This is a genomic window from Nonomuraea sp. NPDC049309 (genome assembly GCF_043196965.1).
Classification (GTDB): Bacteria; Actinomycetota; Actinomycetes; order Streptosporangiales; family Streptosporangiaceae; genus Nonomuraea; species Nonomuraea fastidiosa.
Map to the genome: position 1 here is coordinate 612,271 of NZ_JBICSH010000003.1, position 24,986 is coordinate 637,256.

At 71.8% G+C, this 24,986-nt stretch carries 24 protein-coding genes; 11 read left to right on the top strand and 13 right to left on the bottom strand.

All coding sequences use genetic code 11. The annotated features are described in order from the left end of the window. Nucleotides 1-59: 59 nt before the first annotated feature. Genes ACGFIM_RS23430 through ACGFIM_RS23445 form a run of 4 tightly spaced genes read right to left on the bottom strand, consistent with a single transcriptional unit; the run spans nucleotide 60 to nucleotide 4,799 of the window. Nucleotides 60-1,988: a DUF6807 family protein gene (locus ACGFIM_RS23430; RefSeq protein WP_393203524.1), complete on the bottom strand. Its 1,929-nt coding sequence runs from the start codon at nucleotides 1,986-1,988 to the stop codon at nucleotides 60-62. Further along, entirely contained in the window at nucleotides 1,988-3,040 is a 1,053-nt protein-coding gene (locus ACGFIM_RS23435) for a mandelate racemase/muconate lactonizing enzyme family protein (RefSeq protein WP_393203526.1), read from the bottom strand. Before ACGFIM_RS23435 ends, ACGFIM_RS23430 begins: the two co-directional genes overlap by 1 nt. Further along, entirely contained in the window at nucleotides 3,037-3,909 is an 873-nt protein-coding gene (locus ACGFIM_RS23440; protein WP_393203528.1) for a 5-dehydro-4-deoxyglucarate dehydratase, read from the bottom strand. Before ACGFIM_RS23440 ends, ACGFIM_RS23435 begins: the two co-directional genes overlap by 4 nt. After that, nucleotides 3,906-4,799 carry an NAD-dependent epimerase/dehydratase family protein gene (locus tag ACGFIM_RS23445; protein ID WP_393203530.1) on the bottom strand — a complete coding sequence of 298 codons (894 nt, stop codon included), beginning with the start codon at nucleotides 4,797-4,799 and terminating at the stop codon, nucleotides 3,906-3,908. The genes ACGFIM_RS23440 and ACGFIM_RS23445 overlap by 4 nt, the downstream gene beginning before the upstream one ends. A 192-nt stretch (nucleotides 4,800-4,991) precedes the next feature. On the opposite strand from ACGFIM_RS23445, the gene ACGFIM_RS23450 reads away from it, so the two are divergent. The 6 genes from ACGFIM_RS23450 (at nucleotide 4,992) to ACGFIM_RS23475 (ending at nucleotide 11,630) form a co-directional block, all read left to right on the top strand. Continuing rightward, on the top strand, nucleotides 4,992-5,945 hold the full coding sequence (locus tag ACGFIM_RS23450) for a LacI family DNA-binding transcriptional regulator (RefSeq protein ID WP_393203532.1): 954 nt from the start codon (nucleotides 4,992-4,994) through the stop codon (nucleotides 5,943-5,945). Nucleotides 5,946-6,139: 194 nt separating this feature from the next. Then, a complete protein-coding gene (locus ACGFIM_RS23455; protein ID WP_393203534.1) occupies nucleotides 6,140-7,102 on the top strand; it encodes a carbohydrate ABC transporter permease in 963 nt (320 codons plus the stop codon). Further along, a complete protein-coding gene (locus tag ACGFIM_RS23460) occupies nucleotides 7,086-7,952 on the top strand; it encodes a carbohydrate ABC transporter permease (RefSeq protein ID WP_393203536.1) in 867 nt (288 codons plus the stop codon). The genes ACGFIM_RS23455 and ACGFIM_RS23460 overlap by 17 nt, the downstream gene beginning before the upstream one ends. 48 nt (nucleotides 7,953-8,000) lie before the next feature. Continuing rightward, nucleotides 8,001-9,287 (top strand): ABC transporter substrate-binding protein, encoded by a 1,287-nt coding sequence (locus ACGFIM_RS23465; protein ID WP_393203538.1) that lies wholly within the window; start codon nucleotides 8,001-8,003, stop codon nucleotides 9,285-9,287. An 8-nt stretch (nucleotides 9,288-9,295) separates the two neighbouring features. Then, nucleotides 9,296-10,576: a Gfo/Idh/MocA family protein gene (locus tag ACGFIM_RS23470; protein WP_393203540.1), complete on the top strand. Its 1,281-nt coding sequence runs from the start codon at nucleotides 9,296-9,298 to the stop codon at nucleotides 10,574-10,576. Next, entirely contained in the window at nucleotides 10,566-11,630 is a 1,065-nt protein-coding gene (locus ACGFIM_RS23475) for a dienelactone hydrolase family protein (protein WP_393203542.1), read from the top strand. The genes ACGFIM_RS23470 and ACGFIM_RS23475 overlap by 11 nt, the downstream gene beginning before the upstream one ends. Before the next feature lie 164 nt (nucleotides 11,631-11,794). Here ACGFIM_RS23475 and ACGFIM_RS23480 read toward each other — a convergent pair whose 3' ends face one another. After that, nucleotides 11,795-12,196, bottom strand: coding sequence for a TetR/AcrR family transcriptional regulator (locus ACGFIM_RS23480; RefSeq protein WP_393203544.1), 402 nt, complete (start codon nucleotides 12,194-12,196; stop codon nucleotides 11,795-11,797). A 35-nt stretch (nucleotides 12,197-12,231) separates the two neighbouring features. On the opposite strand from ACGFIM_RS23480, the gene ACGFIM_RS23485 reads away from it, so the two are divergent. Next, nucleotides 12,232-12,738 carry an FAD-dependent oxidoreductase gene (locus ACGFIM_RS23485; protein WP_393203546.1) on the top strand — a complete coding sequence of 169 codons (507 nt, stop codon included), beginning with the start codon at nucleotides 12,232-12,234 and terminating at the stop codon, nucleotides 12,736-12,738. A gap of 165 nt (nucleotides 12,739-12,903) precedes the next feature. Here ACGFIM_RS23485 and ACGFIM_RS23490 read toward each other — a convergent pair whose 3' ends face one another. After that, nucleotides 12,904-13,332: a MarR family winged helix-turn-helix transcriptional regulator gene (locus ACGFIM_RS23490; protein ID WP_393203548.1), complete on the bottom strand. Its 429-nt coding sequence runs from the start codon at nucleotides 13,330-13,332 to the stop codon at nucleotides 12,904-12,906. A gap of 59 nt (nucleotides 13,333-13,391) precedes the next feature. Between ACGFIM_RS23490 and ACGFIM_RS23495 the strand changes: the two genes are divergently transcribed. Continuing rightward, the gene (locus tag ACGFIM_RS23495) at nucleotides 13,392-13,781 is read left to right on the top strand and encodes a VOC family protein (RefSeq protein WP_393203550.1); all 390 of its coding nucleotides are present in this window, start codon (nucleotides 13,392-13,394) and stop codon (nucleotides 13,779-13,781) included. A 73-nt stretch (nucleotides 13,782-13,854) separates the two neighbouring features. On the opposite strand, the gene ACGFIM_RS23500 is transcribed toward ACGFIM_RS23495, so the two are convergent. Further along, nucleotides 13,855-14,646 (bottom strand): SDR family NAD(P)-dependent oxidoreductase, encoded by a 792-nt coding sequence (locus tag ACGFIM_RS23500; protein WP_393203552.1) that lies wholly within the window; start codon nucleotides 14,644-14,646, stop codon nucleotides 13,855-13,857. 97 nt (nucleotides 14,647-14,743) lie between these two features. Between ACGFIM_RS23500 and ACGFIM_RS23505 the strand changes: the two genes are divergently transcribed. From ACGFIM_RS23505 to ACGFIM_RS23515, 3 genes are all read left to right on the top strand, one after another. Continuing rightward, entirely contained in the window at nucleotides 14,744-16,309 is a 1,566-nt protein-coding gene (locus ACGFIM_RS23505; RefSeq protein WP_393203554.1) for a DUF4434 domain-containing protein, read from the top strand. A 65-nt stretch (nucleotides 16,310-16,374) separates the two neighbouring features. Then, nucleotides 16,375-16,671 (top strand): hypothetical protein, encoded by a 297-nt coding sequence (locus ACGFIM_RS23510; RefSeq protein WP_393203556.1) that lies wholly within the window; start codon nucleotides 16,375-16,377, stop codon nucleotides 16,669-16,671. Beyond that, nucleotides 16,671-18,131 carry a DUF6745 domain-containing protein gene (locus ACGFIM_RS23515; RefSeq protein WP_393203558.1) on the top strand — a complete coding sequence of 487 codons (1,461 nt, stop codon included), beginning with the start codon at nucleotides 16,671-16,673 and terminating at the stop codon, nucleotides 18,129-18,131. Before ACGFIM_RS23510 ends, ACGFIM_RS23515 begins: the two co-directional genes overlap by 1 nt. Nucleotides 18,132-18,358: 227 nt before the next feature. On the opposite strand, the gene ACGFIM_RS23520 is transcribed toward ACGFIM_RS23515, so the two are convergent. The 6 genes from ACGFIM_RS23520 to ACGFIM_RS23545 form a co-directional block, all read right to left on the bottom strand. Then, nucleotides 18,359-19,192: an STM4011 family radical SAM protein gene (locus ACGFIM_RS23520; RefSeq protein ID WP_393203560.1), complete on the bottom strand. Its 834-nt coding sequence runs from the start codon at nucleotides 19,190-19,192 to the stop codon at nucleotides 18,359-18,361. Continuing rightward, entirely contained in the window at nucleotides 19,186-20,466 is a 1,281-nt protein-coding gene (locus tag ACGFIM_RS23525; protein ID WP_393203562.1) for an STM4012 family radical SAM protein, read from the bottom strand. The genes ACGFIM_RS23520 and ACGFIM_RS23525 overlap by 7 nt, the downstream gene beginning before the upstream one ends. Continuing rightward, nucleotides 20,453-21,259 (bottom strand): STM4013/SEN3800 family hydrolase, encoded by an 807-nt coding sequence (locus ACGFIM_RS23530; RefSeq protein ID WP_393203564.1) that lies wholly within the window; start codon nucleotides 21,257-21,259, stop codon nucleotides 20,453-20,455. The genes ACGFIM_RS23525 and ACGFIM_RS23530 overlap by 14 nt, the downstream gene beginning before the upstream one ends. A 159-nt stretch (nucleotides 21,260-21,418) precedes the next feature. Continuing rightward, nucleotides 21,419-22,498, bottom strand: coding sequence for an STM4014 family protein (locus ACGFIM_RS23535; protein ID WP_393203566.1), 1,080 nt, complete (start codon nucleotides 22,496-22,498; stop codon nucleotides 21,419-21,421). Nucleotides 22,499-22,579: 81 nt separating this feature from the next. After that, nucleotides 22,580-23,545, bottom strand: coding sequence for an STM4015 family protein (locus tag ACGFIM_RS23540; RefSeq protein WP_393203568.1), 966 nt, complete (start codon nucleotides 23,543-23,545; stop codon nucleotides 22,580-22,582). Nucleotides 23,546-23,614: 69 nt separating this feature from the next. Beyond that, a complete protein-coding gene (locus tag ACGFIM_RS23545) occupies nucleotides 23,615-24,982 on the bottom strand; it encodes a glycoside hydrolase family 5 protein (protein WP_393203570.1) in 1,368 nt (455 codons plus the stop codon). Nucleotides 24,983-24,986 lie beyond the last annotated feature (4 nt).

Genomic DNA, 24,986 nt, shown 5'->3' on the forward strand with positions numbered 1-24,986 from the left:
AGGCGGGGGCGGCGGGTGGGGGCTCCGGTGAGGCGTGGACCGGAGCCCTGAGGTGGGCCTCAGAACGTGACGGCGGACGCCAGCGCCCCAGCCTCGTCCGCCGTCAGCCGGCCGTCCGCCACGACCGTGACCACCCGCCGCGACAGCGTGTGCTCGAAGGTCAGCGGCGTGTCCCACGCCAGCGCCTGTCCCACTCCCGGATATTCCGCCACCCGCACGAACCACGGGTCGCCGTCGGCCTGCACGAAGACGAGCGTCCAGTCGCGCCCCTCCGGCGTGGTGCCGGACATCGCGATCCACGGCTCCCTGCTGCCGTGGACGGCCTGCTCGTCCCCGGGCAGCGTGACCCGGCGGGCGGAGGTGCCGGGCGCCCGCCAGAAGAAGCCGCCGTACCCGGCGCCCGCCCGGCCCTTGGTGGCCGAGCTCTCGATCTTCAGCGGCTCCCCGGTGAGGTTGGTCAGCGTGAACGCGAAGTCCAGCGCCCACGCCTCGCCCAGCGGCCGCGCGGTCACCGTGCGCTCTTCGCGGACCAGCGGCCCGCCGGGCCCGATCCACTCCAGCAGCTCGGTGAAGCCGTCGTCGTCCAGCCGGGTGAAGGCCAGGTGCCGCTGCGTGCCGTGGTTGTCCAGCCAGGTCGGCCCCTGGTCCTTGACGTACGTGCGCCCGCCCCAGAAGTTGGCGCCGCCGAGATCGGAGATCGCGACCCCGGCGCCCAGATGGTGCACGTGGTCATCGGGCCGCACCTGGGTGACCTCCACGCCGCCGAGCGTGCGCACGCCGTGCAGGTACGGGCGCGGCGAGTCGGTGGCGGGCAGGTCGGGGCGGAAGTCGTAGGCGGCCACCTCGGTGCCCGACACCAGCAGCGACACCCGCGTCCATGGCGCGTCCAGCTCGGAGTAGAGCGCGAGCTCGGCGGCGCTGCGCCGGGTCAGCTCGACCACGCCGGGCAGGACCCGCCCGGAGACCTCGCCGCTCGCGTCCCTGAGCACGATCTGGTGCCGCTCGGGGATCGGGACCGGCTCGGGCGACCGCCGGATGGCGTCCACCACCTGGGTGAAGCGTTCGGTCGCGGACAGCGGCGCCAGCAGCTCGGCGCCGGTGCGCACGTGGTCGATGAGGTTCTCCAGCAGCCCGGTGCGCCCGTGCACGGTGGTGACGACCCCTCCCTCGGCCGGCTCCACCACGAGCCGGTCGGTGGTGTACGTCAGCGTGGCCTTGCCGCGCTCGCCGTGCACCACCAGGTACGGCTCGTGCCGGGGCTGCGACTCGGGCGCGCACAGTGTCACCGCGATGGTGATGACCAGCCCGTCCTCCAGCCGGATGCGCACGCAGGAGGTGTCGTCGGACTCGATGGGGTGCGCGTGGTACAGCTCGGTCTCGATCCCGGCGATGGGGGAGTCCACGAGGGCCAGCGCGGTCGCGATGGCGTGCGCGAACGGGTTGGTGAGCGCGCCGTCCATCACGTCCACGCCGTTCAGCCGGCGGCGGCCGGCCCACGGGGCGCGGGTGAAGTACGCCGAAGGACGCTCCCACGCACCGGCCCCGCCGATGCCGCGGATGCGCCCGAGCGAGCCGCCCGCGATGATCCGCCGCAGCGCGGGGACGGCGGCCGAGCCGAGCGACTGGAAGCCGACCTGGCAGGCGAGGCCGGTCTCGGCGACGACCTCGGCGATCCTGCGCTGCTCGTCGAGGCTGGGCGCGGGCGGCTTCTCCAGCAGCACGTGCGTGCCCGCGCGCAGCGCCGTGATCGCGAGGTCGGCGTGCGTGTTGATCGGCGTGCAGATGATGGTGAACTCCGCGCCGGTCTTGGCGATCAGCTCGCCCAGGTCGGACGACTGCGGCGGGTCGCAGAAGTCCACCTCGACCGGCCGCAGGTCGCAGATGCCGGCCAGCTCGACGACGCCGCGCTCGGACAGCTCGCGCAGGATGCCGAGGTGGTGGCGGCCGTGCCCCTGCGCTCCCGTGAGGATGACCTTGGCCGGCGCCATCACGACCACCCCAGCCCGAGCCCGGCGTGCCCGCCGGCGCGCAGCACGCCGTCCGACACGTGCACCGGGTACGGCTCGGCGAGCAGCCCCAGGCGGGCGAAGGAGGCGTCCTCGACGTCCTCCACCATGAGCGGCTGCGGCAGCGCCAGCGCGAGCTGCCCCGACACCTCGCTGAGCAGGTGCGGGTAGACCGGCACGTCATAGGTGCGGGCGAGCTCGGCGATGCGCAGGAACGGCGTGATGCCGCCGACCCGCACCACGTTCGGCTGGACCACGTCGCAGGCCCCGGCGGCCAGCAGGTCGCGGAAGCCGTAGGCGGTGTAGACGTTCTCGCCGACGGCGATCGGCACGTCGATGGAGCGGCGCAGCTCGACGTGGGCGGCCACGTCGTCGGCGGGCAGCGGCTCCTCGATCCAGTACAGGCCGAACTCGCGCAGCGCGGCCAGCGCGCGGCGGGCCCTGTGCAGGTCCCAGCGCTGGTTGGCGTCGATCATCAGCAGCCGGTCGGGGCCGATCACCTCGCGGACGGCCGCCACCCGCTCGACGTCCTCGGCCAGGTCGGGGCGGCCCACCTTGATCTTGACGCCGCGGTAGCCGGCCGCCACCCAGCGCCTTGCCTGCTCGACCAGCTCCTCCAGCGGGTAGTGCAGGTTGACGCCGCTGCCGTAGACCGGCACCTCGTCGCGACGCCGCCCCAGCACGTCGGGCAGCGCCGACTCGCCGCAGCGCAGGTCCCACAGCGCGAGGTCCACGCCGGCCAGTGCGATCGTGGTGACGCCGCCGGGCCCGGCCTCGCGCAGGTGCCGCCAGAGCCGGTCCCAGACCACCTCGGGGTGCGCGGGCGCGCCGATCAGCGCCTCGCGGATGTCGTGGTCGAGCAGCGCCTTGACGGCGTGCGCGCCGATCTGCGGCGTCCAGGAGAACCCGGTGCCGGTGCGCCCGTCCTTCAGCGTCACGTGGGTGACGATCACATGGTTGTACGGCACGTCCGCGCCCCACGGGCGGGGCAGCGGCGCCGAGCGCAGCTCGGTACGCAGCTCCGCGATCGTCATGACGCCACCCGGTCGAGCCCGACCTTGATCAGCTCCCGCAGCTCGGCCAGGTGCTCATCGGTCACCTCGGCCAGCGGCGGCCGCACGCCGCCGACGTCCAGGCCGCGCAGCCGGACCCCGGCCTTGATCAGCGACACCGCGTAACCGGGCACCTTGGAGCGCAGCCGGACGAGCGGGGCGTAGAACTCGGTGAGCAGCCGCTCGTCGCCGTTCAGGTAGGCGAGCGCGATCTCCGGCGCGAACGCGAACACCGCGCTGGAGTACAGGTGCACGCCGATGCCCCGGTAGGCGGGCATGGTCAGCTCGGCGGTCGGCAGGCCGTTGAAGAACAGGAAGTCGGGGTGGCTCTCGCGGACGGCGAGCACGATCCGCTGCATGCGGTCGATGTCGCCGACGCCGTCCTTGAGCCCGATCACGCCCGGGATGCCGGCCAGGTGGACCACGGTCTCGGGGTCGAGCACGACCGAGCCGCGCTGGTAGATGATCACCGGCAGCACCTCGGCGACGGCCCGCACGTACGCCTCGAAGCCGTGCCCAGGGCCCTGCGCGAGGTAGGGCGGCATGAGCAGCAGCCCGTCGGCGCCCGCGTCCTTGGCGGCGCGCGCCTGCTGCAGCGCCGCGCCGATCGGCCCGCCCGCGCCCGCGAACACCGGCGCCCGCCCGGCCACGACCTCGGTGGCCACCCGCACCACCCGGGCGTGCTCGTCCTCCGACAGCGCGGAGAACTCGCCGGTGCCGCAGGCCGCGAACACGCCGCCCGGGCCGTGTTCCATGCCCCTGCGCACGTGCTCGGCGAGCACGTCCTCGGCCAGCGCGCCGTCGGCGCCGAAGGGGGTCACGGGGAAGAACAGCACACCGCTGAGTTTCATTCGGTCTCATCCTTGAGTTCGGTACGCCAGCTGCGCTTGGGCCGCCAGCCGAGCAGCCGCTCTGCCTTGGCGGTCGAGAAGGCGGGGGTGGTGCCGGTGAGCCCGTCGGCGAACCCCTCGGTGCCGGGCACGACCTGGGGGAGCAGGTCGGCCAGCGGCTTCCTGGCCAGCGCGTCGGCGGCGCCGGCGAAGAACACCTCGCCGTTGGGCAGCTCGGGCAGCGCCTCGGCGAGCACGGCGATCATCTCGGCGGCGTCGCGGGAGTCGATGTAGTTGAACAGCGACACCCCGCCCAGCTCGGGCCGGTCGAGCCGCTCGCGCACGGTGTGGCCGGACTGCGTGGGCGCGCCCGCCCACTCTTCGGGCGGGATGACGAAGCACGGGCGCACGGCGGCTATCTTGGTGGTGCCGGCCTCCGCGAACGCCTTCATCGTGTGCTCGGCGGTCACCTTGGACAGGTTGTAGGCGTTCCAGGGCTTGACCGGGTGCTCCTCGTCGATGGGCAGGTAGCGGGGAGCCCAGCCGCCGGGGGCGCCGTACCCGATGACGGTGGGGCTGCTGGCCAGCACCAGGTTCGCCACGCCGAGTGCCACCGACGCCTCGCACACGTTGAACGCGAGCTGCGTGTTGACCTTGAAGATCACCGACTCGGGCCGGCTGAACGGCGTGGCGATGGCGGCCAGGTGGATCACCGTCTCGGGACGGAATCCGGCCAGCACCTCGAACGCCTCTCCCGTGTCGGTGAGGTCGGCCGGTAACGTGACCGCGGCCTCCGCGGGCGTGCCGGGGGCTGGGTCGACCCCGATGACCTCGTGCCCGGCCGCCGCGAGCGTGGTGACCACGCTGCGGCCGAGGCGTCCTGCGCTTCCGGTGACGAGGACTCTGCTCACCGTGTGGGGCTCCTTCAAGACTGCAAACAGTTGCACTAAACCTTTGTGTCCGGAAGGGCGAGGCGTCAAGGGGTGATTTCGTCACCGCCTGTCTAGCTGGGGCTTCTCGAAGAGCTTGTTTCACCGGCCGTGTGGCAAGCGCTTTCATCGCCCTAGTGGCCCCTGCAAGCGGTTGCGTTAGGGTGAGCGACTGTGACAGTGACGATTCGCGATGTGGCCCGGGCGTCCGGGGTGCACGTGTCGACGGTCTCCCGGACCTTCTCCGCGCCGCACATGGTGAACGCGGCCACCCGCAACCGGGTGCTGAGCGTGGCGGAGGAGCTGGGCTACCGGCCCAACCGGGCGGCACGGGCGCTGACGACCGGGCGTACGCACAATCTCGGGCTGATCGTGGCGGACATCGCCAACCCCTTCTTCCCTCCGCTGATCAAGGCCGCCCACGCGGCCGCCAGGCAGCGCGACTACCACCTGTTCGTGGCCGACACCGACGAGGAGCCGGCCGTGGAGGAGGAGCTGATCCAGGCCTTCTCCAAACAGGTGGACGGCGTGGTGCTGTGCAGCCCCCGCTCCTCCAACAAGGCGCTGGAACGGCTGGCCGAGCGGGTGCCGTGCGTGGTCATCAACCGCCGGTTGCGCGGCGCGGCCACCGTGCTCATGGACGTCGGCCACGGCGCGAAGCTGGCCGTGGAGCACCTGGCCGGGCTCGGGCATCGCCGGGTCGCGCTGGTGTCGGGCCCGGCCGGGTCGTGGACGAGCGCGGAGATCCGTACGGCGGCCGAGCAGGTGCCGGACGTCGAGCTGGTCGTCATCGGCCCCAACGCGCCCACCGAGCGGGGCGGCTTCGCGGCGGCGGCGCGGGTGCGCGACTCGGGCGCGACCGGCGTGCTCGCCTACAACGACCTGGTGGCCATCGGGCTCATCGAGGGCCTCGGCGACCTCGGGCTGTCCGTCCCCGAGGACATCAGCGTGGTGGGAATTGACGATATCGTTCCCGGGCGGCTCAACCGTCCGAAGCTCACCACCGTCGCCATGCCGACGGCCGCGGCCGGGCGGCTCGCGGTCGATCTGCTCATCCAGGAGGTGAGCGCCACGACGTCGCTGGAGACCCGGCTCGTGATCAGGGACTCCACCGCGGCTCCGCGATGACGCGGTGCTGCAAACGGTTGTACTAAACCGAAACGAAATTCATCAGACTTCTCAGGCGATCAAGCTCACTAGCTGGTGAAACGCTGTAAAGATATATCGGTAACGGCTATGTAACGCCTGCAAAGGGTTGACGTAACTTTCCCGCCAGCTATAGGAAAGCGCTATCCGTTCACCTACTCGCCGGAAGGTCCGTGATGACTGAAGTTTCGGCGGCGGTGAAACCCCGGCGGGCGGCGCCTGATGCCCCGCGCGGCGGCCACCGCTCCACGAAACGGTCCCGTCGGGAGGCACGGGCCGCCTACCTCTTCCTGGCCCCCTGGTTCGCCGGCCTGCTCGTCATCACGGTCGGCCCGATCCTCGCCTCCCTGTACCTGTCGTTCACCGACTACAACCTCCTGGAGGAGGCCAAGTGGGTCGGGCTCGACAACTACGTCAAGATGTTCACGCAGGACCCGAGGTTCCTGAACTCGCTGAAGGTGACCACGATCTACGTGGTCGTCTCGGTCCCGCTGCAACTGGCCTTCGCCCTCGCGCTCGCCCTGGTGCTCGACCGCGGCCTGCGCGGCCTGGCCATCTACCGCTCGATCTTCTACCTGCCCTCGCTGCTGGGCGGCAGCGTCGCGATCGCGATCCTGTGGCGCAAGGTCTTCGGCGCCGACGGCCTGGTGAACGCGGTGCTCGCGCTCTTCGGCATCGAGGGGCCCGGCTGGATCGGCGACCCCGACACCGCGCTGTCGACGCTGATCCTCCTGCACGTGTGGACGTTCGGCGCCCCGATGATCATCTTCCTGGCCGGTCTGCGCCAGATCCCGAGCAGCTACTACGAGGCCGCCGCGGTGGACGGCGCCGGCCCGCTGCGGCAGTTCAGGTCGATCACGGTGCCGCTGCTGACGCCCATCATCTTCTTCAACCTGGTGCTGGAGCTCATCAAGTCGTTCCAGTCGTTCACGCAGGCGTTCATCGTCAGTGGCGGCAGGGGCGGCCCGGCCGACTCCACCCTGTTCTACACGCTCTACCTCTACCTCAACGGCTTCAAGAACTACGACATGGGCTACGCCGCCGCGATGGCCTGGGTCCTGCTGCTGATCATCGCCGGGCTGACCGGGGTGAACTTCCTCGCTTCCAAGTATTGGGTCTTCTATGGCGACACCAAGTAGGCCGACTCCGGTGCTGTTCCGCCCCTTGCGCGGCGGGCCGGTGGTCAAGCACATCCTGCTGATCGGCTTCGGCCTGATCATGCTCTATCCGCTGCTGTGGATGATCTCCAGCTCGCTCAAGCCGGAGGAGCTGATCTTCCGCGAACCCGGCCTGTGGCCGAGCACCTTCACGCTGGAGAACTACACCGAGGGCTGGTACGCGCTCAAGCACCCCTTCGGCTACTACCTGTGGAACTCCGCGGTGATCACCGTGCTGTCGGTGCTTGCGAACCTGGTGGCGTGTTCGCTGGCCGCCTACGCGTTCGCCCGGCTGAACTTCCCGCTGAAGAAGCTGTGGTTCGCGCTCATGCTGGGCACGATCATGCTGCCCGCGCACGTGACGATCGTGCCGCAGTACATCATGTTCTCGAAGCTGGACTTGATCAATACGATCTGGCCGCTCATCATGCCTAAGGTGCTGGCGACCGACGCGTTCTTCATCTTCCTCATGGTGCAGTTCATCCGCACGCTGCCGAGGGAGCTGGACGAGGCCGCCGAGATCGACGGGGCCGGCTACTGGCGTATCTACATCAGGGTCGTCATGCCCCTGTGCACGCCCGCGCTGGCCACGACGGCGATCTTCACCTTTATCTGGACATGGAACGATTTTCTCAGTCAACTCTTGTATCTCAATAACCCCGACAACTTCACCGTACCGGTAGCGTTGCGGACGTTCCTGGACGCCAGTAGCGACTCGTCGTGGGGCCCGATGTTCGCCATGTCGATCATCGCCTTGGGACCCATCTTCGGGTTCTTCCTGGCGGGCCAGAAATACCTGATCCGTGGTGTCGCCACCACGGGACTGAAGTAGTTCCTCCTCCACCCCCCTCAACAGCGAACACCCATAGGAGGTAGAGCCGTGAGCTCTGGCAAGAAGATGTGGTCGGCGGCATTGCTCGCCACCGCTGTGCTGGCGGTCACCGCGGCCTGCGGCAGCGGAAGCGGTGGTGGCGAGTCCGCCGATGGCAAGGTCAAGCTGCGCTTCTCCTACTGGGGCAGTGACGCGCGGCAGAAGATGACCGAGGAGGCGATCAAGAAGTTCGAGGCCAAGAACCCGAACATCGACGTCGAAGGCGAGTTCTCCGACTGGGCCTCCTACTACGAGACGCTGTCCACCAAGGTCGCCGGCAGTGACGCCCCTGACGTCATCAGCCTGGAGATCCGCGGCCTGCGCGAGTACGCCGACCGCGGCACCCTCGCCGACCTGTCCAGCAAGGTCAACACGGCCGACATCGACGCCAAGGTGCTGGCCACGGGTGCCATCGACGGAAAGCAGTTCGCCATCCCCACGGGCGTGAACGCCTTCTCCCTGATCGTCAACCCGGCGCTGGTCAAGCAGGCCAAGGCCGAGATGCCGGACGACACCAAGTGGACCTGGCAGGACTACATCGACCTGTCCGCCAAGATCACTGAAGGCAGCGGCGGCAAGATCATCGGTACGCAGCTGAGCTGGAACCCCGCGTACCTGCAGATCTACGCCGCGCAGAAGGGCGAGGAGTTCTACCAGGGCAACAAGCTCGGCCTGTCTCCCCAGACCATCAAGGACTGGTGGAAGATCATGCAGGACCTGATCGCCACCAAGGGCGCACCCGAGGCGGCCAAGAGCTCCGAGATCGGCGCCACCAGCATCGACCAGTCGCTGCTCGGCACCAACACCGGCGCGATGGGCATGTGGTGGAGCAACCAGCTCGGCGCGGCGACCAAGGCGTCCGGCCAGGAGCTGGAGCTGCTGCGGATGCCGAAGCTGGAGGGCGCGCCGACCGGCGGCATGTTCCTGCAGCCCGCCATGTTCTACGCGGCCTCGTCGAAGTCCGAGCACCCCGAAGAGGCGGCCAAGTTCATCGACTTCATGATCAACGACCCCGAGGCGGGCGAGATCATCCTCAGCGACCGTGGCCTGCCGGCCAGCTCGAAGGTGCTGGCCGCGGTCAAGGACAAGCTGCCCGAGGCGGACCAGAAGACGCTCGCCTTCCTCGACGAGGCCAAGGGCGAGCTGACCGACCCGCCGGCCGCTCCGCCGAAGGGCGCGAGCGCCATGGAGGACATCCTGACGCGTTACTCGGAGGAGGTCATGTTCGGTCGCATGACCCCCGATGACGCTGCGCAGAAGTTCATCACGGAGGCCAACGCCTCCATCGCAGGCTAAGGAGAGTCATGAAGTACGCGTTCGTCGGGCTCGGGCACCGCGCGCAGATGTACGTCGACGCGCTGCTCGGAGATTGGCGCGACGCCGGCACCATCGTCGCCCTGTGCGATACCAACCGCACCCGCATGGACTACTACGTCGAGCGGATCGGGCGGCAGGTGCCGTGCTTCGCCCCTGAGGAGTTCGGCAAGGTGCTCGAGCTCGCCGACGCGGTCATCGTCACCACCGTCGACGCCGCCCACGCGACGTACGTGTGCGCGGCGCTCGACGCGGGCCGTGACGTCATCGTGGAGAAGCCGCTCACGATCGACGCCGACGGCTGCGCGGCCATCGCCGCGGCGGCGGAGCGCAGCAGCGGCAAGCTGATCGTCACCTTCAACTACCGGTACTCGCCGCGCAACTCCGCGGTGCGCCGCCTGCTGAAGGAGGGCGCGATCGGCGAGGTGACGTCGGTGCACTTCGAGTGGACGCTCGACACGATCCACGGCGCCGACTACTTCCGCCGCTGGCACCGCGACAGGGCCAACTCCGGCGGCCTGCTCGTGCACAAGTCCACCCACCACTTCGACCTGGTCAACTGGTGGCTGGGCGCGGCGCCCGAGATGGTCTTCGCGCAGACCGGCCTGCGTTTCTACGGCGCGGAGAACGCGAGGAAGCGCGGGCTCGGCGAGCGGCCCAGGCGCGCGCACGGCGCGCCGGGTCTCGGCAGCGACCCCTGGCTGCTCGACATCTCCGCCGACGAGCGGCTCAAGCGGCTCTACCTGGACGCCGAGCACGAGGACGGCTACCTGCGCGACCAGGACGTCTTCGGCGAGGGCATCACGATCGACGACAACATGTCGGTCATGGTCCGCTACACCAACCAGGCCGTGATGACGTACTCGCTGCACGCCCACGCGCCGTGGGAGGGCTACCGGGTCGCCTTCAACGGCACGGAGGGCCGGCTGGAGCTGGACGTGGTGGAGCGGGAGTGGACGCCCGTCCACGCCGCCATCGACCCGAGCGCCGCCTCCAAGGAGCACGCCACCGGGTCCTCCGAGCGGCTGCTGCTGCGCCGCCACTGGAGCCCGCCGGAGGAGATCCCGATCGAGCAGGGCGCCGGCGGCCACGGCGGCGGCGACCGCCTGCTGCTGAACGACGTCTTCCGCGGCCCCGGCGACGACCCGCTGGCCCGCCAGGCGGGCTACCGCGACGGCATCCGCAGCGTGCTCACCGGTCACGCCGCCAACATCTCCGCCAGGACCGGCGCCCCGGTCCTGCTCGGCGACGACGGGACCCGTGTTCTCTGAGCTGGCCCCCATCGCCGCCGCGCAGCTCGGGCTCTATCCCACCCTGCCGGGGCCCGAGCTGCGCGCGCGGGCGCGTGAGGCCATCGGCGTGCTCGACCTGAGCGCGGGCGACGTCCGGGTCGAGCGCTCCTGGACCGACGGCGACCTGTACGGCGAGGAGCTGTCCTGGTCGGTGGGCTTCGGGCCGCGCACCCGGGCCTACCTGCTGCGCCCGCGCGCGGCCGACGGCCCGCTGCCCGGCGTCGTGGCGCTGCACTGCCACGCCGGCATGAAGTGGGCGGGCAAGGAGAAGATCGCCGACGGCCCCGGCGCGCCCAGTCCCGAGGTGCGCCGGCTGCGCGGCGAGCTCTACGGCGGCCGGGCCTACGCCAACGAGCTGGCACGGCGCGGGTTCGTGGTGCTCGCCCACGACGTGTTCGTGTGGGGCAGCCGCCGCTTCCCGCTGGAGCTCCCCGAGCGGCCGGAGCTGAGCGAGGCCGACCGCTACGACCTGGCCGCCCGCGAGCACGAGCACGTCGTGGCCAAGCACTGCGCCGCGCTCGGCACCTCGTTCGCGGGCGTCGTCGCGGGGGAGGACCTCGCGGCGGCGGCCTACCTGCGCTCACGCCCCGACGTGGCCGAGGTGGGCTGCGTGGGGCTGTCGGGCGGCGGGCTGCGGGCCGCGCTGCTCGGCGCGTTCGACCCCGACATGCGCGCGGTCGTCGTGGCCGCCATGGCCTCCTCCTTCCGCGACATGCTCGGCGGGCACGTCGAGCTGCACACCTGGATGCTGTGGCCGCCCGGCCTGCCGCGCCTGGGCGACTACCCCGACCTGGTGGCCGCCCGCGCGCCCGCGCCGCTCATGGTCCAGTACGCCACGCGCGACCGCCTCTTCCCCGATGAGGGCATCCGGCGGGCGCACGCCATCATCGCCGGGCGCTACCGCGACGCGCCCGGCGCGTACGAGGCCGTCTTCGCCGACGTGCCGCACTGCTTCGACGTGCCGATGCAGGAGCGGGCCTTCGCCTGGCTGGCGGCGAACCTCTCCGGTTCCCCTGCTTCCACGTCGCGATGAGCCCGTCGTAGCCCACCATCCGCGGCACCCACCGCCTGCGATGGGCATCCGTCTGCGGTGTCCATCCGTCTGCGGTGTCCACCCGTCTGCGGTGTCCATCCGCCTGCTGCGCCCACCCGTCTCGCGGGTCCACTGTCTGCTGCGTCCACCGGCCCGGGCGTTCGTCATCCCCGTACGCGGCAGGACCGGCAGGCCATCGCCCGGCTCCCAGCGCGACAGGAAGCGGCGCGCGAGCGCCGCCGCGACCTCCTCGCGCGGCGCGTGCCGCGCAGGTCGGGCAGGCCGAGGTCCGCCTCGCCGGCCGCCGCGACCAGTCGTTCCTTGCTGCCGAAGCGGCGCATCACCATGGCCGGGTCGGCGCCCGCGCCGGCCGCGATGGCCCGCTCGTGGCCGTCTTCGCCGCCGTCTTCGCCGAAGTGCGCCCGCGCGGCCTCCAGGACGGCCGCCTTCGTCGCGGCTCCGGATCGCCTTCTCACCTCGCGCGCCGCCGTCGTCCACTCGCACACCCTGGAACTGCTGGAGCCGTACGGGGTCACCGGCGACCTGGTCGCCCGCGGGGTGCACACCGCGCTTCACCATCCGCGACCGCGACAGGGTGCTGGTGCCGGTGCCCTTCGGCGGGCTGCCCACGCGCTACCCGTACACGCTGATGATCTCCCAGGCCGACACCGAGGCGTACCTGCTGGCCCGGCTGGAGGAGCTGGGCGGCCGGGTGCTGCGGCCGGCCCGCGTCACCGCGGTCACCCAGGACGCCACCGGCGTCGCCGCCACCCTCGACGACGGCACCGTGCTGCGCGCCGCCTACCTGGTCGGCGCCGACGGGATGCACAGCCTGGTGCGCGAGCAGGCCGGGATCGGCTTCACCGGCGGCACGTACGAGGAGTCGTTCGTCCTCGCCGACGTGCGGTTGCGCGGCGGTGTGCCGAAGGACGAGGTCATCCTGTACTTCTCGCCCGACGGCCTGGTGGTCGTCGCGCCGCTGCCCGACGGGGCCACGGCCCGCGCGGCGGCCCGCCCGCTGCGCAACGCGGTGCTCGCGCTGGCCGGCCGTGTCTCCGCCGTCCGCCGCCGCCTCGCCTGGCAGCTCAGCGGCCTGGACCGCCGCTGACCCGGCCTGCCGCCCCTCCTTCGCGTTCAGTCCCTGCGGCGCTTCGGCCGCCCGCCGCGTTCAGTCCCTGCGGCGCCTCGGCCGCCTGCTGATTCAGCTCCTGTGGTGCTTCGGTCGTCTGCCGCGCTCAAGCCCCTGTGGCGCTCCGGCCGCGCGCACTGCGCGTCAGCGGGTGAAGACCTTGGTGACCAGCTCGTGCAGGAGCGTGCGCTCCTCGGGCGTGAGCGGCGCCAGGGTCTCGCGTTCCACCTCCGACACCAGCGTGCGAGCCCGCGACAGCGCCTCCTGCCCGGCGGGCGTGAGCGAGATGCGGTAGCGGCGCCGATCGGCGGGGTCGCGGTCGCGTACGGCGAGGCCCGCCGCGATCAGCCCGTCCATCAGCCGCACCATGTCGCTCGGATCGAGCCCGAGCCGATCGCCCACCTCGCGCTGCGCAGACGCGCCGAAATCGGCGAGCGCCGCCAGCACCGCGAACTCCCACAGGCTCAGCCCCGCCTCCTCCGACAGCCGCCCGGCCAGCGCCTTCCGGCTGCCCGTGCCGACCTTGTGCAGCACGAAGGTCGGGAACGCGAGGAGGGTGGGCGGAAGATCCATGCCACCAAGTGTATGGTGCTCACCAATAATTGACTCCAACCAACTATTGGAGGCAACCCATGGACGTGCTCTGCCCCCGGCTCCTCGTGCGCGACTTCCCGACAACCCTCGCCTTCTACCAGGGCGTGCTGCGCGAGCTGGTCGGCGTCGAACCGGTCAAGGTGCTGCCCGGCTACGCCAACTGGGACATCGACGGCGAGGCCGGCCTGGTCCTGTTCGACCACGCCCAGCTCGGCATCCCTCCGGCGGCGCCGTCCCAGGAGGGCGGTGCGGACCGGGCGATGCTGGTCATGAAGGTGGACGATGTGGAGAAGGCCGCCGCGATCCTGGAACGGCACGGCGCCACCATGGCCGCCCCGCCCCAGGACCGCCCCCAGTGGGGTCCCACGCTGCGCACCGCGCACCTGCGCGACCCGGAGGGCACGCTCATCGAGCTCCAGTCGTACTGACGTGAGCCGCAGCGGTCTTGACGACCCGAGCCCGTTGCGGTCGTGGCGATCCGGGCCCTCACGGTGCGGGCACTCACGGGAGGATCGAGTCCACGTAACCGCCGTCCACCCGCACCGCCGCGCCCGTCGTGGCCGAGGCGAGCGGCGAGCTGAGATAGACCACCAGGTTCGCGATCTCCTCGGGCTCGATCAGGCGCTGTAGCAGCGATTGCGGCCGGTGCAGCCGCATGAACTCGCGCTGCGCCTCCTCCCACGGCAGGTCGCGGTCAACGAGCTGGTAGACGAAGTCCTCCACGCCGCCGGTGTGCGTCGGGCCCGCGATGACCGAGTTGACCGTGACGCCGCTGCCCGCCGCCTCCTTGGCGAAGCCACGGGAGACGGCCAGCAGCGCCGTCTTCGACATGCCGTAATGGATCATCTCGGCCGGGATGGCGATGGCGGAGTCGCTGGCGATGTACTGGATGCGGCCCCAGCCCCGCTCCTTCATGGCGGGCAGGTAGGCCCGGGTGAGCCGGACCGCGGCCAGCACGTTGACCTCGAAGTAGCGCCGCCACTCGGCGTCGTCGATCTCCAGCGGCGGCTTGGCGCCGAAGATGCCGAGATTGTTGATCAGAATGTCGACGTCCGGCAGCGTCCGTACGACCTGCTCGCTGCCCTCATCCGTGGAGACGTCGCCGGGGGCGGCGACCAGGTCGTACTGCTGCTCCCCGCTGATGCGCTCGATGGCCGCGGCGACCGAGCCCTCGCTGCGGCCGTTGATCCCCACCCGGGCGCCGGCCCGCGCGAGCCCGGTGGCGATGGCGGCGCCGATGCCCTGGGTCGAGCCGGTCACCAGTGCGGTCTTGCCTGTGAGATCGATGTGCACGATGTTCTTACCCCCTGACCGCCATTGTCGGTGATCGTCCGGTACTGCCCGCGGCCGGGGCCGCTGCGTAGTCTGGAGTGGGCGTGAGGGGGTGTGGGTGCACCGGATCCTGTGGCTGGTGGTGGCGGCCGCCTTCGTGGCGAGCCTGGTGGTGCCCGAGACCGAGCCACCGGCGACGGACGACGGATGCCCGCCGCGCGACCTGCGGGTCCCCGCCCCGTACGCGGTGACCGGCTACTGGGTGATCCCGCGCGCCGACCCGTGCGTGACCCGCCGCATGGTCGAGGCGATCCACTCCATCGGCGGCGACACCCTGATCACGTTCGGGCCCCGTTTCGCCGCCGGCCGTCCAGGCCCCGACTTCGCCGCCTGCCGGATGGACGGGCGGCCGTGCGCCGAGCCGCCCGGGGTGCGGGTGCGGCGCGTCTACACGTACGTCACCAGCGAGGAGTTCGGCGACGACCTGCTGCGCTGCCCCGGCATCGACCGGCGCGCCGAGGCCGAGGGGCGCGTCTTCTACCGCCTGTCGCTGGCCAGGACGTGCACCGCCCGCGAGCACGACCTGGTGCTGATCTCCACCGACGGCGACGGGATCGGCCATCTGATCCGCGAGGCCGCCGCGTACGGGATGACCGTCTACCCCGGGCTGCCCGCCGCGCCCCAGCGCCCCGGCAAACCGTGGGAGCCCGACCTCGCCCACACCGCGGCGCTCGACGCCTTCACCGCGCGGGTGCTCGCCGGCTACCGGGCGCGGTTCGGCTCGCTGGCGGCGTTCGGCGGGGTGTACCAGTCGTTCGAGCTGGCCGCGCGGGGCCGCTCCGAGCGCGATCCGATCATCTCCCTGTACGCCGCCCAGCACGCCGTGGTCGCCGATGCGCTGCCGGGCAAGAGGATCGTCGTCAGCCCGTACATCGACGCGCGGCGGGGGCGCGGGTTCCCGCCGTCGCAGGTGCCCGCGGGCATCGCGGACATCGCGGGCACCCGGGCCGGGCTGCCCATGGCCATCGCCGTCCAGGACGGACGCGGCACCGGCAAGGTGCCCGTCCACGGCCCGCACGAGGCCGGCGCCGCCGTGGCCGCCCGGCTCCGGCCCGTCGTCGGCGCGGTGACCAACGCGGAGGCGTACTACGGGTCCACCGCCGACTACCTCGAAGCCGCCGCCCGGCGGGTGCCCGACGGGGTCGAGCTGTGGGTGAACATCGAAGGCTTCGAACCTACGCCCGCCCCGGGGGAGTGCGGCCGGGTGGACCCGCAGCCGCCGCGCGGGCGCACCACGAAGGCCCGGCTCGACCAGCAGATCATGGCGACCGCTTCGCACGTCTCCAAGATCATTTCGTACGGCTGGGACCCGTTCTTCACCTGCCAGGCCCGCTACGACACGCCCTCCCTGGCCGACGACATCGCGGCCGGGTGGCGGCAGCCGATCATCGTGGCGGCGCACAGGAAGGAGCTGAACGGGCGGGCCGGCGTGCAGGTCGAGGGCTACAACCTGCGCGGCGGCACCCTGGACTTCGGCGGCACACGGGTCGCGCAGGAGTGGTACGGCCGCACGTCCCGCCTGGAGTCCGCCTGGGCGCCGTACGTCCCCACGTCCCCCTGGACCCCGATCACCGCCACGAACTCGGCGGGGGAGTCGAGCACGAGCCCGTACGTGATGCGGTAAGAGCCCCGGAATTGTCGGTGGCGGTCGCTACTTTTCGATCATCCCCCGATCGATGGAGGTTGGTGATGTATCGACAGGGCGACATCCTGCTCGTCCCCGTTCCCGAGGAGTCCGCGCCCGCCGCGTCGCCTCCCGAGCCACGTGACGCGCGCGGGCGGTTGGTGCTGGCGTACGGCGAGGCCACCGGGCACGCGCACGCCATCGCGGGCCCGGGCACCCTGTCCCAGGGGTTCCTCCACCTGCCGGAGGGCGGGCGGCTCGTCCACGAGGAGCACGCGGCGATCACGCTGCCCAAGGGCTGGTACCGCGTGGTCAGGCAGCGCGAATACGTGCCGGGTTCCTTCCAGATGGTCGCCGACTGATGAGCACACCGGCATGGGAGCAGGTGGCGCTGGCCACCGGGCCCGGCGAGGGGGCCGAGGCGGCGGTGCGTCACGCGTACAAGGGGGCGGGGCTGCCCGAGCCCGAGCTGGTCGTGACGCTGCCGTCCCCGGCGGCGGGGGCGGTCGTGGCGGCCTGGCTGACGGGTGACGAGCAGACACGCGCGGCGCTGGCCGAGGCGGGGCTCGCGCCGGAAAGTCCTGCGGGGGCCTTTCCGGCGCCGGAGCCGCCCCGCCTGCTCGGGGCCGGCGGTCCCGGGCGTTCGGTGCGCGACGACCTGCGCACCAGGCCGTGGGAGCGCGCCAGGGCGGCGGCGTACGCCGAGCTCGGGCCCGCCGGCTGGGCTGAGCACTGGGCCGGGACGGGCGGCCGGCTCTGGCCGCAGGTCGAACGCCTGATCAGCGACATCCGGCGAGCGATCGGCCGGCTGGGCGACGACCCGTCCGACCCGCCGGCGGCCGAGCCGGGCGCCCGGCGGGACGGGGCCGGCGGCTCTTCCCCGGGCGGCCGGGACGTCGGCGCGGTGCTCCGGGAAGCCACCCTCGACGCCATACTCGGCCAGCACGACGCCCCCTGGCTGTTCGCCTTCGACGCGCTCGGCACCACGCGCCGGGGCCTCGCCGCGCCCGCCCGCGCCGGCCACGCCCGTTCGCAAGGGCCGGGCGAGGACGACGGGCTGGGCGGGCCGGTCGCCGCAGACGGCCGGGACGACTCGGATGGTCTCGATGGCCGAGGCGGGATCGGCGGGCGTGGCGGCCGAGAGAGCCGGGACGGGCGTGGCGAGCCGGGCGCTCGCGTCGGCCTGGACGGCTCTGACGGGCGTGATGGGGCCGGCAGGTCCGAGAGCCCGGAGGGGCGTGGCGGGCTCGGGGGTCCTGCGGGTCTCGGCGATGACGTTCCGGGTCTCGACGGGCTCAAGCGGGTGGCCGAGCAGGCGGGGTGGTGGTGGCCGTACGAGCGGGTGGCGATCGTCACCGAACGTCCCGTCGAGCTGCACTTCGACGACCTCGGCCGGCTGCACCGCGCCGACGGGCCCGCGCTGTCGTACGCCGACGGCTTCGCCCTGCACGCCTGGCGCGGCATGCCCGTGCCGGCCGGCTTCGGCGCCGTGATGAGCGATCTCACCGCCGAACGCATCCGCACGGAGCGCAACGCCGAGCTGCGGCGCGTCATGCTGGAACACTTCGGCTTCGAGCGCTACCTCACCGAGTCCGACGCCAAGCGGATCCACTCCGACGAGACCGGCACGCTGTGGCGAGCCGACCTGCCGGGGGACGAGCCGCTGACCATGGTGGAGGTGGTCAACTCCACACCGGAGCCCGACGGCACCCGCCGCACCTACTTCCTGCGCGTGCCCCCGTGGATTCGGCGTGCCAAGCAGGGCGTGGCCTGGACCTTCGGCCTCACCGAAGACGAGTACACCCCCGAACGCGAAACCTGACCCGTCAACCGCCTAACCGTCCCGGCCCCGATGCCTGGGGGTGGGAGCGGCGTGGGTGGGTCCCGGCATCCCGGCCCGCCTTGCGCTGCGCGGGTCCCCGGCGTCTTGGCCCGGTCCGCGTCGCCCGGGTGCCGCGGCGGGGCAGGCGCCTTGGGGGGCCAGTCGCCTCGGCGGGGCGGGCGCTTTCGGCTGGTCAGTCGCCTCGGCGGGGCGGGCGTCGTCGGGGGTCAGGTGGGCCAGGCGTGCGGGATGCGTTCGAGGATGCCGCCGGCGAAGACGTCGTACAGGCCCAAAGGCTCCAGGTGGACGTAGCCGATGTGGCAGTCGCACGCGGCGGCGGGGCAGGGGCGGGGGCGGAGGGCGGCGCGGTACGAGCCGTCGTACAGGTTCCCCAGCACCTCCGGGATGAAGTGGCAGCGGCGTACGGTGCCGTCGCCGTAGACGGAGATCACGGTGTCGCCGGTGCGGCAGGGCAGGCCGGCGCTGGCGTGGGGGAAGCGGCTGTAGGGGAAGAGAGGGTCGATGGCCGTCCACTCGGCGGCCTCGTCGTCGGTGTAGAGGCGGCCTTCCTCGGCGTTGACCCACAGGTACGTCGAGGGCGGCAGGTCGGCCCGCAGCCGCCGGGCGTGCGGCAGGTGGGCGGGGTCGCCGACGATGCCCACGCTGTGGCGCACCGGCAGGGAGCGCACCTTCCCCAGGAACCGCTCGTACGGGACCTGGGTCGGGTGGTACGTCACCCACAGCGCCGCCCGCTCGGACGCCTCGGCCAGCCACTCGGTGCGGCAGCTCAGGTTGGTCTGGATGGCCACCCTGGCGACGTGGGGCAGCCAGGACAGCTCGACCAGAGCCCGCCGGTACCACGACCTGACGAGCCCTTCGCCCCACGGCGTGAACAGGATCGACAGCTCCTCGTCCTGCGCGGCCGCCCAGGCGGTGAAGCGTTCGAGCGCGGCCCGGTCGGTGCGCAGCTGCTCGGGGGTGTCGCGGCGCTTGGCGAACGGGCAGTAGGCGCAGTCGTAGTCGCAGCTCGCGAGCGGGCCGCGGTAGAGGATGGTCAGCATGGCCGGTAGGACTCCATGAGGGCCCGCACGCGGGGCGAGAACAGGGCGGGGCCGATGGCGTCGGAGCGGGTGAGCCCTTCGGGGGTGAGCGTGACGGTCTCGTCGGTGATCGTCAGCCAGGGGGCGAACGCGTCGGCGAGCGGGAAGTCGTCGAGCACGTCGGTGCCGAAGCGGGAGGCGTACAGGGAGCGCGACATGCCCTCGGCGCGCAGCAGCGACTGGATGAGGTGGCGCCGCTTGCGCTCGTCGTCGTCGAGGACGAAGCCGACGTTCGCGACGTCGAAGTCGTCCCTGGCGATGTAGTCGTCGATGATCGCTCGGACGTGCCGGGCCTCGACGGCGTACTCGAAGGAGTAGTGCAGGCCGCTGGTGTAGGAGCGGGCGCCGCAGCCGAGGCCGACCATGCCGTCGGTCTGGCAGCAGTAGCCGGTGCCGGACTCGACGCCGGGCAGGCGGAACATGCGCATCGAGACCTGCTCGTATCCGGCGGCCAGCAGGTGGTCGCGGCCGACCCGGTACAGCTCGAGCCGCTGGTCGTCCCAGGCCCGCCCCTGCTTGCCGAGCCCGGTCAGCGGCCGGACGTACAGCGGGTAGAGGTAGATCTCCTCGGGCCGCCAGCCGAGCGCCGTGTCGAGCGAGTAGCGCCACGAGCGCGGTGTCTGCCCGTCGATGCCGTAGATGAGGTCGATGTTCAGCACCGGCACGCCGGAGGCCCTGATCGCGTCGAGCGCGGCGTCCACGTCGGCGCGTTTTTGCGGGCGTACGGCCGAGCGTGCCTCCTCGGGCACGAAGCTCTGCACGCCGATCGAGATGCGCGAGGCGCCGCGTTCTGCCAGCACGGACAGGCGGTCGGGGGTGGCGGTGGCGGGCGAGGTCTCGACGGACAGCGGGATGCGCGCGAGATCGACGCCCATCGCCTGCTCGGTGAGGTCGAACAGGCGGGTCAGCTCGCGGGCGCTGAGGTAGGTGGGGGTGCCGCCGCCGATGGCCGCCGTGGTGAAAGCGGTCTTCTCCACGGCGTCGCGGACCTGCCGGGCTTGGCGTTCGAGCGCGTCGAGGTAGGCGGTGACCAGCTCCTCGGGGGCGCCGGTGCGGGTGAACAGGTTGCAGAAGCCGCAGCGCATCTCGCAGAACGGGATGTGCACGTAGAGGGCGCCGGGCCGCTCGCCGGCCCAGACCTCCTTGAGGCGCGGGCGCGGATCGAGCGGGCGGTAGGCGGTCTTGTGGGGGTAGGCGTAGACGTAGCTCTGATAGGGGCCTTCATGCGGCCGCATGGTTCTCCAGGACGAAGTGGGTGTAGGGGACGGTCCAGACCACCTCGTGGCCGATCCGGTGACCGGTGTGGCCGTCCTCGCCGTACGCGGTGCCGTGGTCGGAGCACACGATGGCCAGGCACGGACGGCGACGGCGGCGCATGAGGTCGTAGAGGCGGCCGATGTGCCGGTCGACGTAGCGCAGGGCGGCGGCGTGGGTGTCGATGGAGTCCTCGCGGGCGCCCGGCAGGTAGAAGTGGTTGGGCTGGTGCAGCGCCGAGACGTTGAGGAAGAGCATGACCAGGCCGGGTACGCGGCCGAGCACCTCGGCGGCGCGGTCGATCTGGCGCTCGAGCGAGCCGGGGTTCGTGACGCCGAACTCCGGCTCCCAGTGGCTCTCGGCGAACAGGCCGGGCAGCGCGGACCCGAGCGGGGTCAGCTTGTTGAAAAAGCCCACGCCGCCGATGCAGACGGTGTGGTAGCCGGCCCGCGCCAGCCCGGTGGGCAGGTCGGGCGCGTCGAACACCCAGGTGCCCGGCGCGGTCGTCTCGCTGCCGGGGAACGTGGCCGCGAACAGCCGGGGATGGGGCCCCGGCGTGACCGGGGTGGGCAGGAACCCGGCGAACATGGCGGCGTGGGCGGCGTAGGTGAAGCTGCCGGGGCTGTGCCGCCGCTCCCAGCGCACGCCGGGCGGCAGCAGGCCGGGCAGCAGCCCGGCCGCCTCCTGCTCGGCGGCCACGTCGTAGCGCAGCGTGTCGAGGGTGATCATGAGGATGTCGTGGGTGCCCACGATCGTGTTCATGTCGAGGTTCATGTCGCTGTGGTCGGCTCGCTGTGGTCGGCGCGGAGCCGTGTTTCGGTGCCAGTGTCTCGGTGCCAGTGTTTCGGTGTCCGTGTCTTGGTGTCCGCGTCTCGGAGTCCGTCGCGGCGGTCATGTCGCGGTGCTCATGTCGCGGTGCTCAGGTTGCGGTGCTCAGGTTGCGGTGCTCATGTCGCGGTGGTCGGTGCGAGGTCGGTACCGGCCGCTCAGTACGGCCTCGACCTGTTCGGCATAGGTGTCACGCCCATGTCCTGAAAAATCCACCAATCTTGGGAGGAGGTCGCCGAAGGCGTTGACCTCCGCCACCGCCACCGACCGCCAATCGGCCCCCACCATCACATCGACGCCCGTGGTCAGGCTGCCGGGGAAGCACCGGGCCGCGGCGGTGCAGACCTCCAGCACCCGCTCCCACAGCCCGGCCCGGCGGCGTACGACGTCGAGATCGCCGCGCGCGCCCCCGAGGTGCAGGTTGGTCATGGGCACGCGGCTGGTCCGCACGACGGCGTGGGTCGGAGCGCCCGCCACCGTCACCACCCGCAGGTCGAACGCCCGCCCGCCGGTCATCGCCTTGGGGAACCACCGCTCGACGTGCAGCCCGTCGGGAGCCAGCAGGTCGACCAGCCGGCGCACCTCCGCCTCCTCGGCGATGGTCCTGACCCGCAGCGAGTTGCGCAGCTCGCCGCCGATCCAGACGGCCGAGGTGACCGCGTGGACCCGGCGGCCGCTGGTCTGGAAGGCGATCACGCCGGAGGCCGACGAGCCGTGGGCGGGCTTGACGAACACCCGCGCCCACCCCCGCCGCGCCATCTCCGCGCGCAGCTCGTCGTACGAGCGGGTCGCGAACGCCTCGGGCACCGGCACCCCGGCCGCCGCCAGCACCGCGTGGCAGCGCCGTTTGTCGAACATCACCTTGATCTCGTCGACGTCGCCGAGCAGCCGCACGCCGGGGATCGCCGCGACCCGGTCGAGCCCGGCCCCGAACGCCTTGTACCAGGCCGCGCCGCCGCCGACCCTGGTGGGGTCGCCCGGCCCGCGCAGCAGCTCGTCGGCCCGCGCGTCCTCACCGGGAGAGTCGATGCGCAGCAGCGAGCCATCGGGCGCGCCGATCTCCCGCCCGGCGAGCACGTCGTGCCAGGACACGACGTACGGCTCCGGCAGGCCCCGCGCCACGACCGCGTCGCGGAACAGCGTGACCCGCCGGTCTCCCGGCGTGCCGGCCACGGCGAAACGCACCGTCACTCCCACCCCGCGACGCGGGGCGTGGCACCGGGGGACATGGAGGACGGCCGGCTCGGCCCGAGGGTCATGCCGGCCTCACTCGCTCACCGCGACGTACTGCCAGTGGTCCTCGGGGTCGGCGGGCTCGCCGAGCAGCACCTCGACGCCCGGCAGCGCCGCGGTCAGGCGGGCGGCCATGGACTCGCCGATGTAGTGGTGGCGCAGGTCGAGCCGGCGCAGGTGGGTGAGCGGCTGGCCGCTGAGCAGGGCCGCCGCGCCGTCGTCGCCGAGCGAGCCCATCGACAGGCTCAGCGTCTCCAGCCGGGCCACGACCGGGGCCGCCGCCACCGCGCCGGCCAGCTCGTCGGCGTACGGACAGTTTTGCAGGCCGAGGTAGCGCAGCGCGGGCAGCCGGGCGCCGGAGAGGATGCCGGAGACGTCGTCGAGCGTGGAGTCGCCGCCGTAGTCGTCGATGCCGAACCAGAGCTCGAGGTGCTCGAGCGCGGGCAGGTCGGACTCGCCGACCCCGCGCACGACCGCGGCGGGCAGGCCACCGGTCTCGAACCTGAGCACGCGCAGCGACTCGTGGCGCACCGGCGGGAAGCGCAGCTCCGACCCGCCGCGCACCTCAAGCCGCTCCAGCCGGGGGAAGGCCGTCAGCAGCGGCGTGACGTCGGACTGCTGGATCCAGGAGATCTCCGACTGCTCGGGAGAGATCGCGCCGAGGAACACCGAGCGCAGCTCGGGCAGCCGGTCGGCATTGCCGGCGAGCAGCTTGACGATCTGCTCGGAGCTGGTTTCGGCGTTCTCCTCCCACTCGCCGATCACGATCGCCTTGACCTTCGCCGTGTCGGCGTGGTCGAAGAACCAGCCGAGGACCTCCATGATGTCGTCGGGAAGCTCCTCGCTCCACTCGCTCGCCTGGAGCTTCCAGGCGACCGCCCCCGGATCCGGGGGCGGCGACTCCACCAGGCTCTTCTCGGACAGCACGGAGTACACCGGCAGCCCGGCGTAGAAGTCGTCGTAGGTGTCGTCGTGGCTGGGCTGGTCGTCGAAGAGCACGGATGGTCCTCGGTTGTCGGGGGCTACAGCGACTCCTGTTCTACTAGATCCACCCGACAATTCCGGGGCTCAGCCCTGGAGGTTCGCCGACAGCAATTCCAGCAGGGGCTCGCGGCGTACGCAGTGCTCCAGCAGGAAAGAGTCGGCCAGCTCGATCAGCTCGTCGTCGCCGAGCCCGCGGAAGCGCTCGGCGTACTCCGGCAGCATGGCCTGGGCCATCAGGATGTGCCTGATCAGGTCGTCGGTCTGGTAGCGGGCGCCCCACGGGTAGGGGTCCCACTCGGGGAACTCGGTCTCGACCAGCGTGTGCAGCGGGGCGAGCGCCTCCGCGCACTCCTCCATCGTGGAGCCCCAGCGGTCCACGCCGAGCCGCCGCTTCTTGGCGATGACCTCGCCGAACCGGTCCAGGTACGCCCCCGTGGCGTGCACCAGGCCCTGTAGCCCGACGTCCTTGTACGTCCACAGCGACCAGCCCGCGCCGTGCTCGTCGTAGATCGACAGCTGGTCGCGCAGGATCTGGTAACGCTGCTCGTCCACGGCGGGGTCGCCGGTGTAGACGGGCCCGAACTCGCCCACCCACAGCGGCGTGCCGGTCTCCCGCTGGAAGCTCGAGCGCTTGGCGAACGTGCGCTCCAGCTCGTTGCGGTCGCACCACTCGCCGCGCGTGTAGCCGGGGTACGGGCCTCCGTGCGCGAACCCGGCCAGCGCGTAGTCGTGCATGACGAAGACCGTGTTCTCATACACCTCCCGAAATATCGAGAAGTCGGTGGAGTAGCGGTTTCCGTCCAGGAACAGTACGTGGTGCGGGTCCGTCGCCCTGATCGCCTTCACCAGCCGGTCGTAGAACGGCCCGATCACCTTCCCCGACACGTCGGCCGGCTCGTTGGCCGGGTTGTATCCGGCGACCCACGGATTGTCGCGATAGTGGTCGGCGATCACCTCCCACAGGTGCACCGCCCGGTCCTGGAAGTGCCGGTGCTGCCAGAACGCGGCGACGTGGGTGGGGTTGTCGCTGTGCCAGTGCTGGTTCTGCGCGCCGGGCAGCGCGTGCAGGTCGATCACGCTGTAGATGCCGCGCTCGCCCAGCATGGCGATGACCCGGTCGAGGTGGCGGAAGCCGCGCGGGTCGATCTCCATCGGCCGGTCGTCGGACTCCCAGTGGCGGTAGTTGACCGGGATGCGCACGCAGTTCATGCCCAGCCCGGCCAGCAGGTCGGCGTCCTTCTCGGTGAAGAACGAGGTCAGCAGCCGTTCGAAGAACAGCTCGGCCCGCTCGTCGCCCAGTACGGCGCGGACCGCCTCGCGCATGGCGGACTCGTTGGCCGGGTAGCCGGTGATGAAGTTCTCCATGTTCATCCAGCCGCCGAGGCCGACCCCGCGCAGCCGTACCGGCGTGCCGTCCTCGGTCACCAGCCGGGTCCCTGACACGTGCAGCATGGAC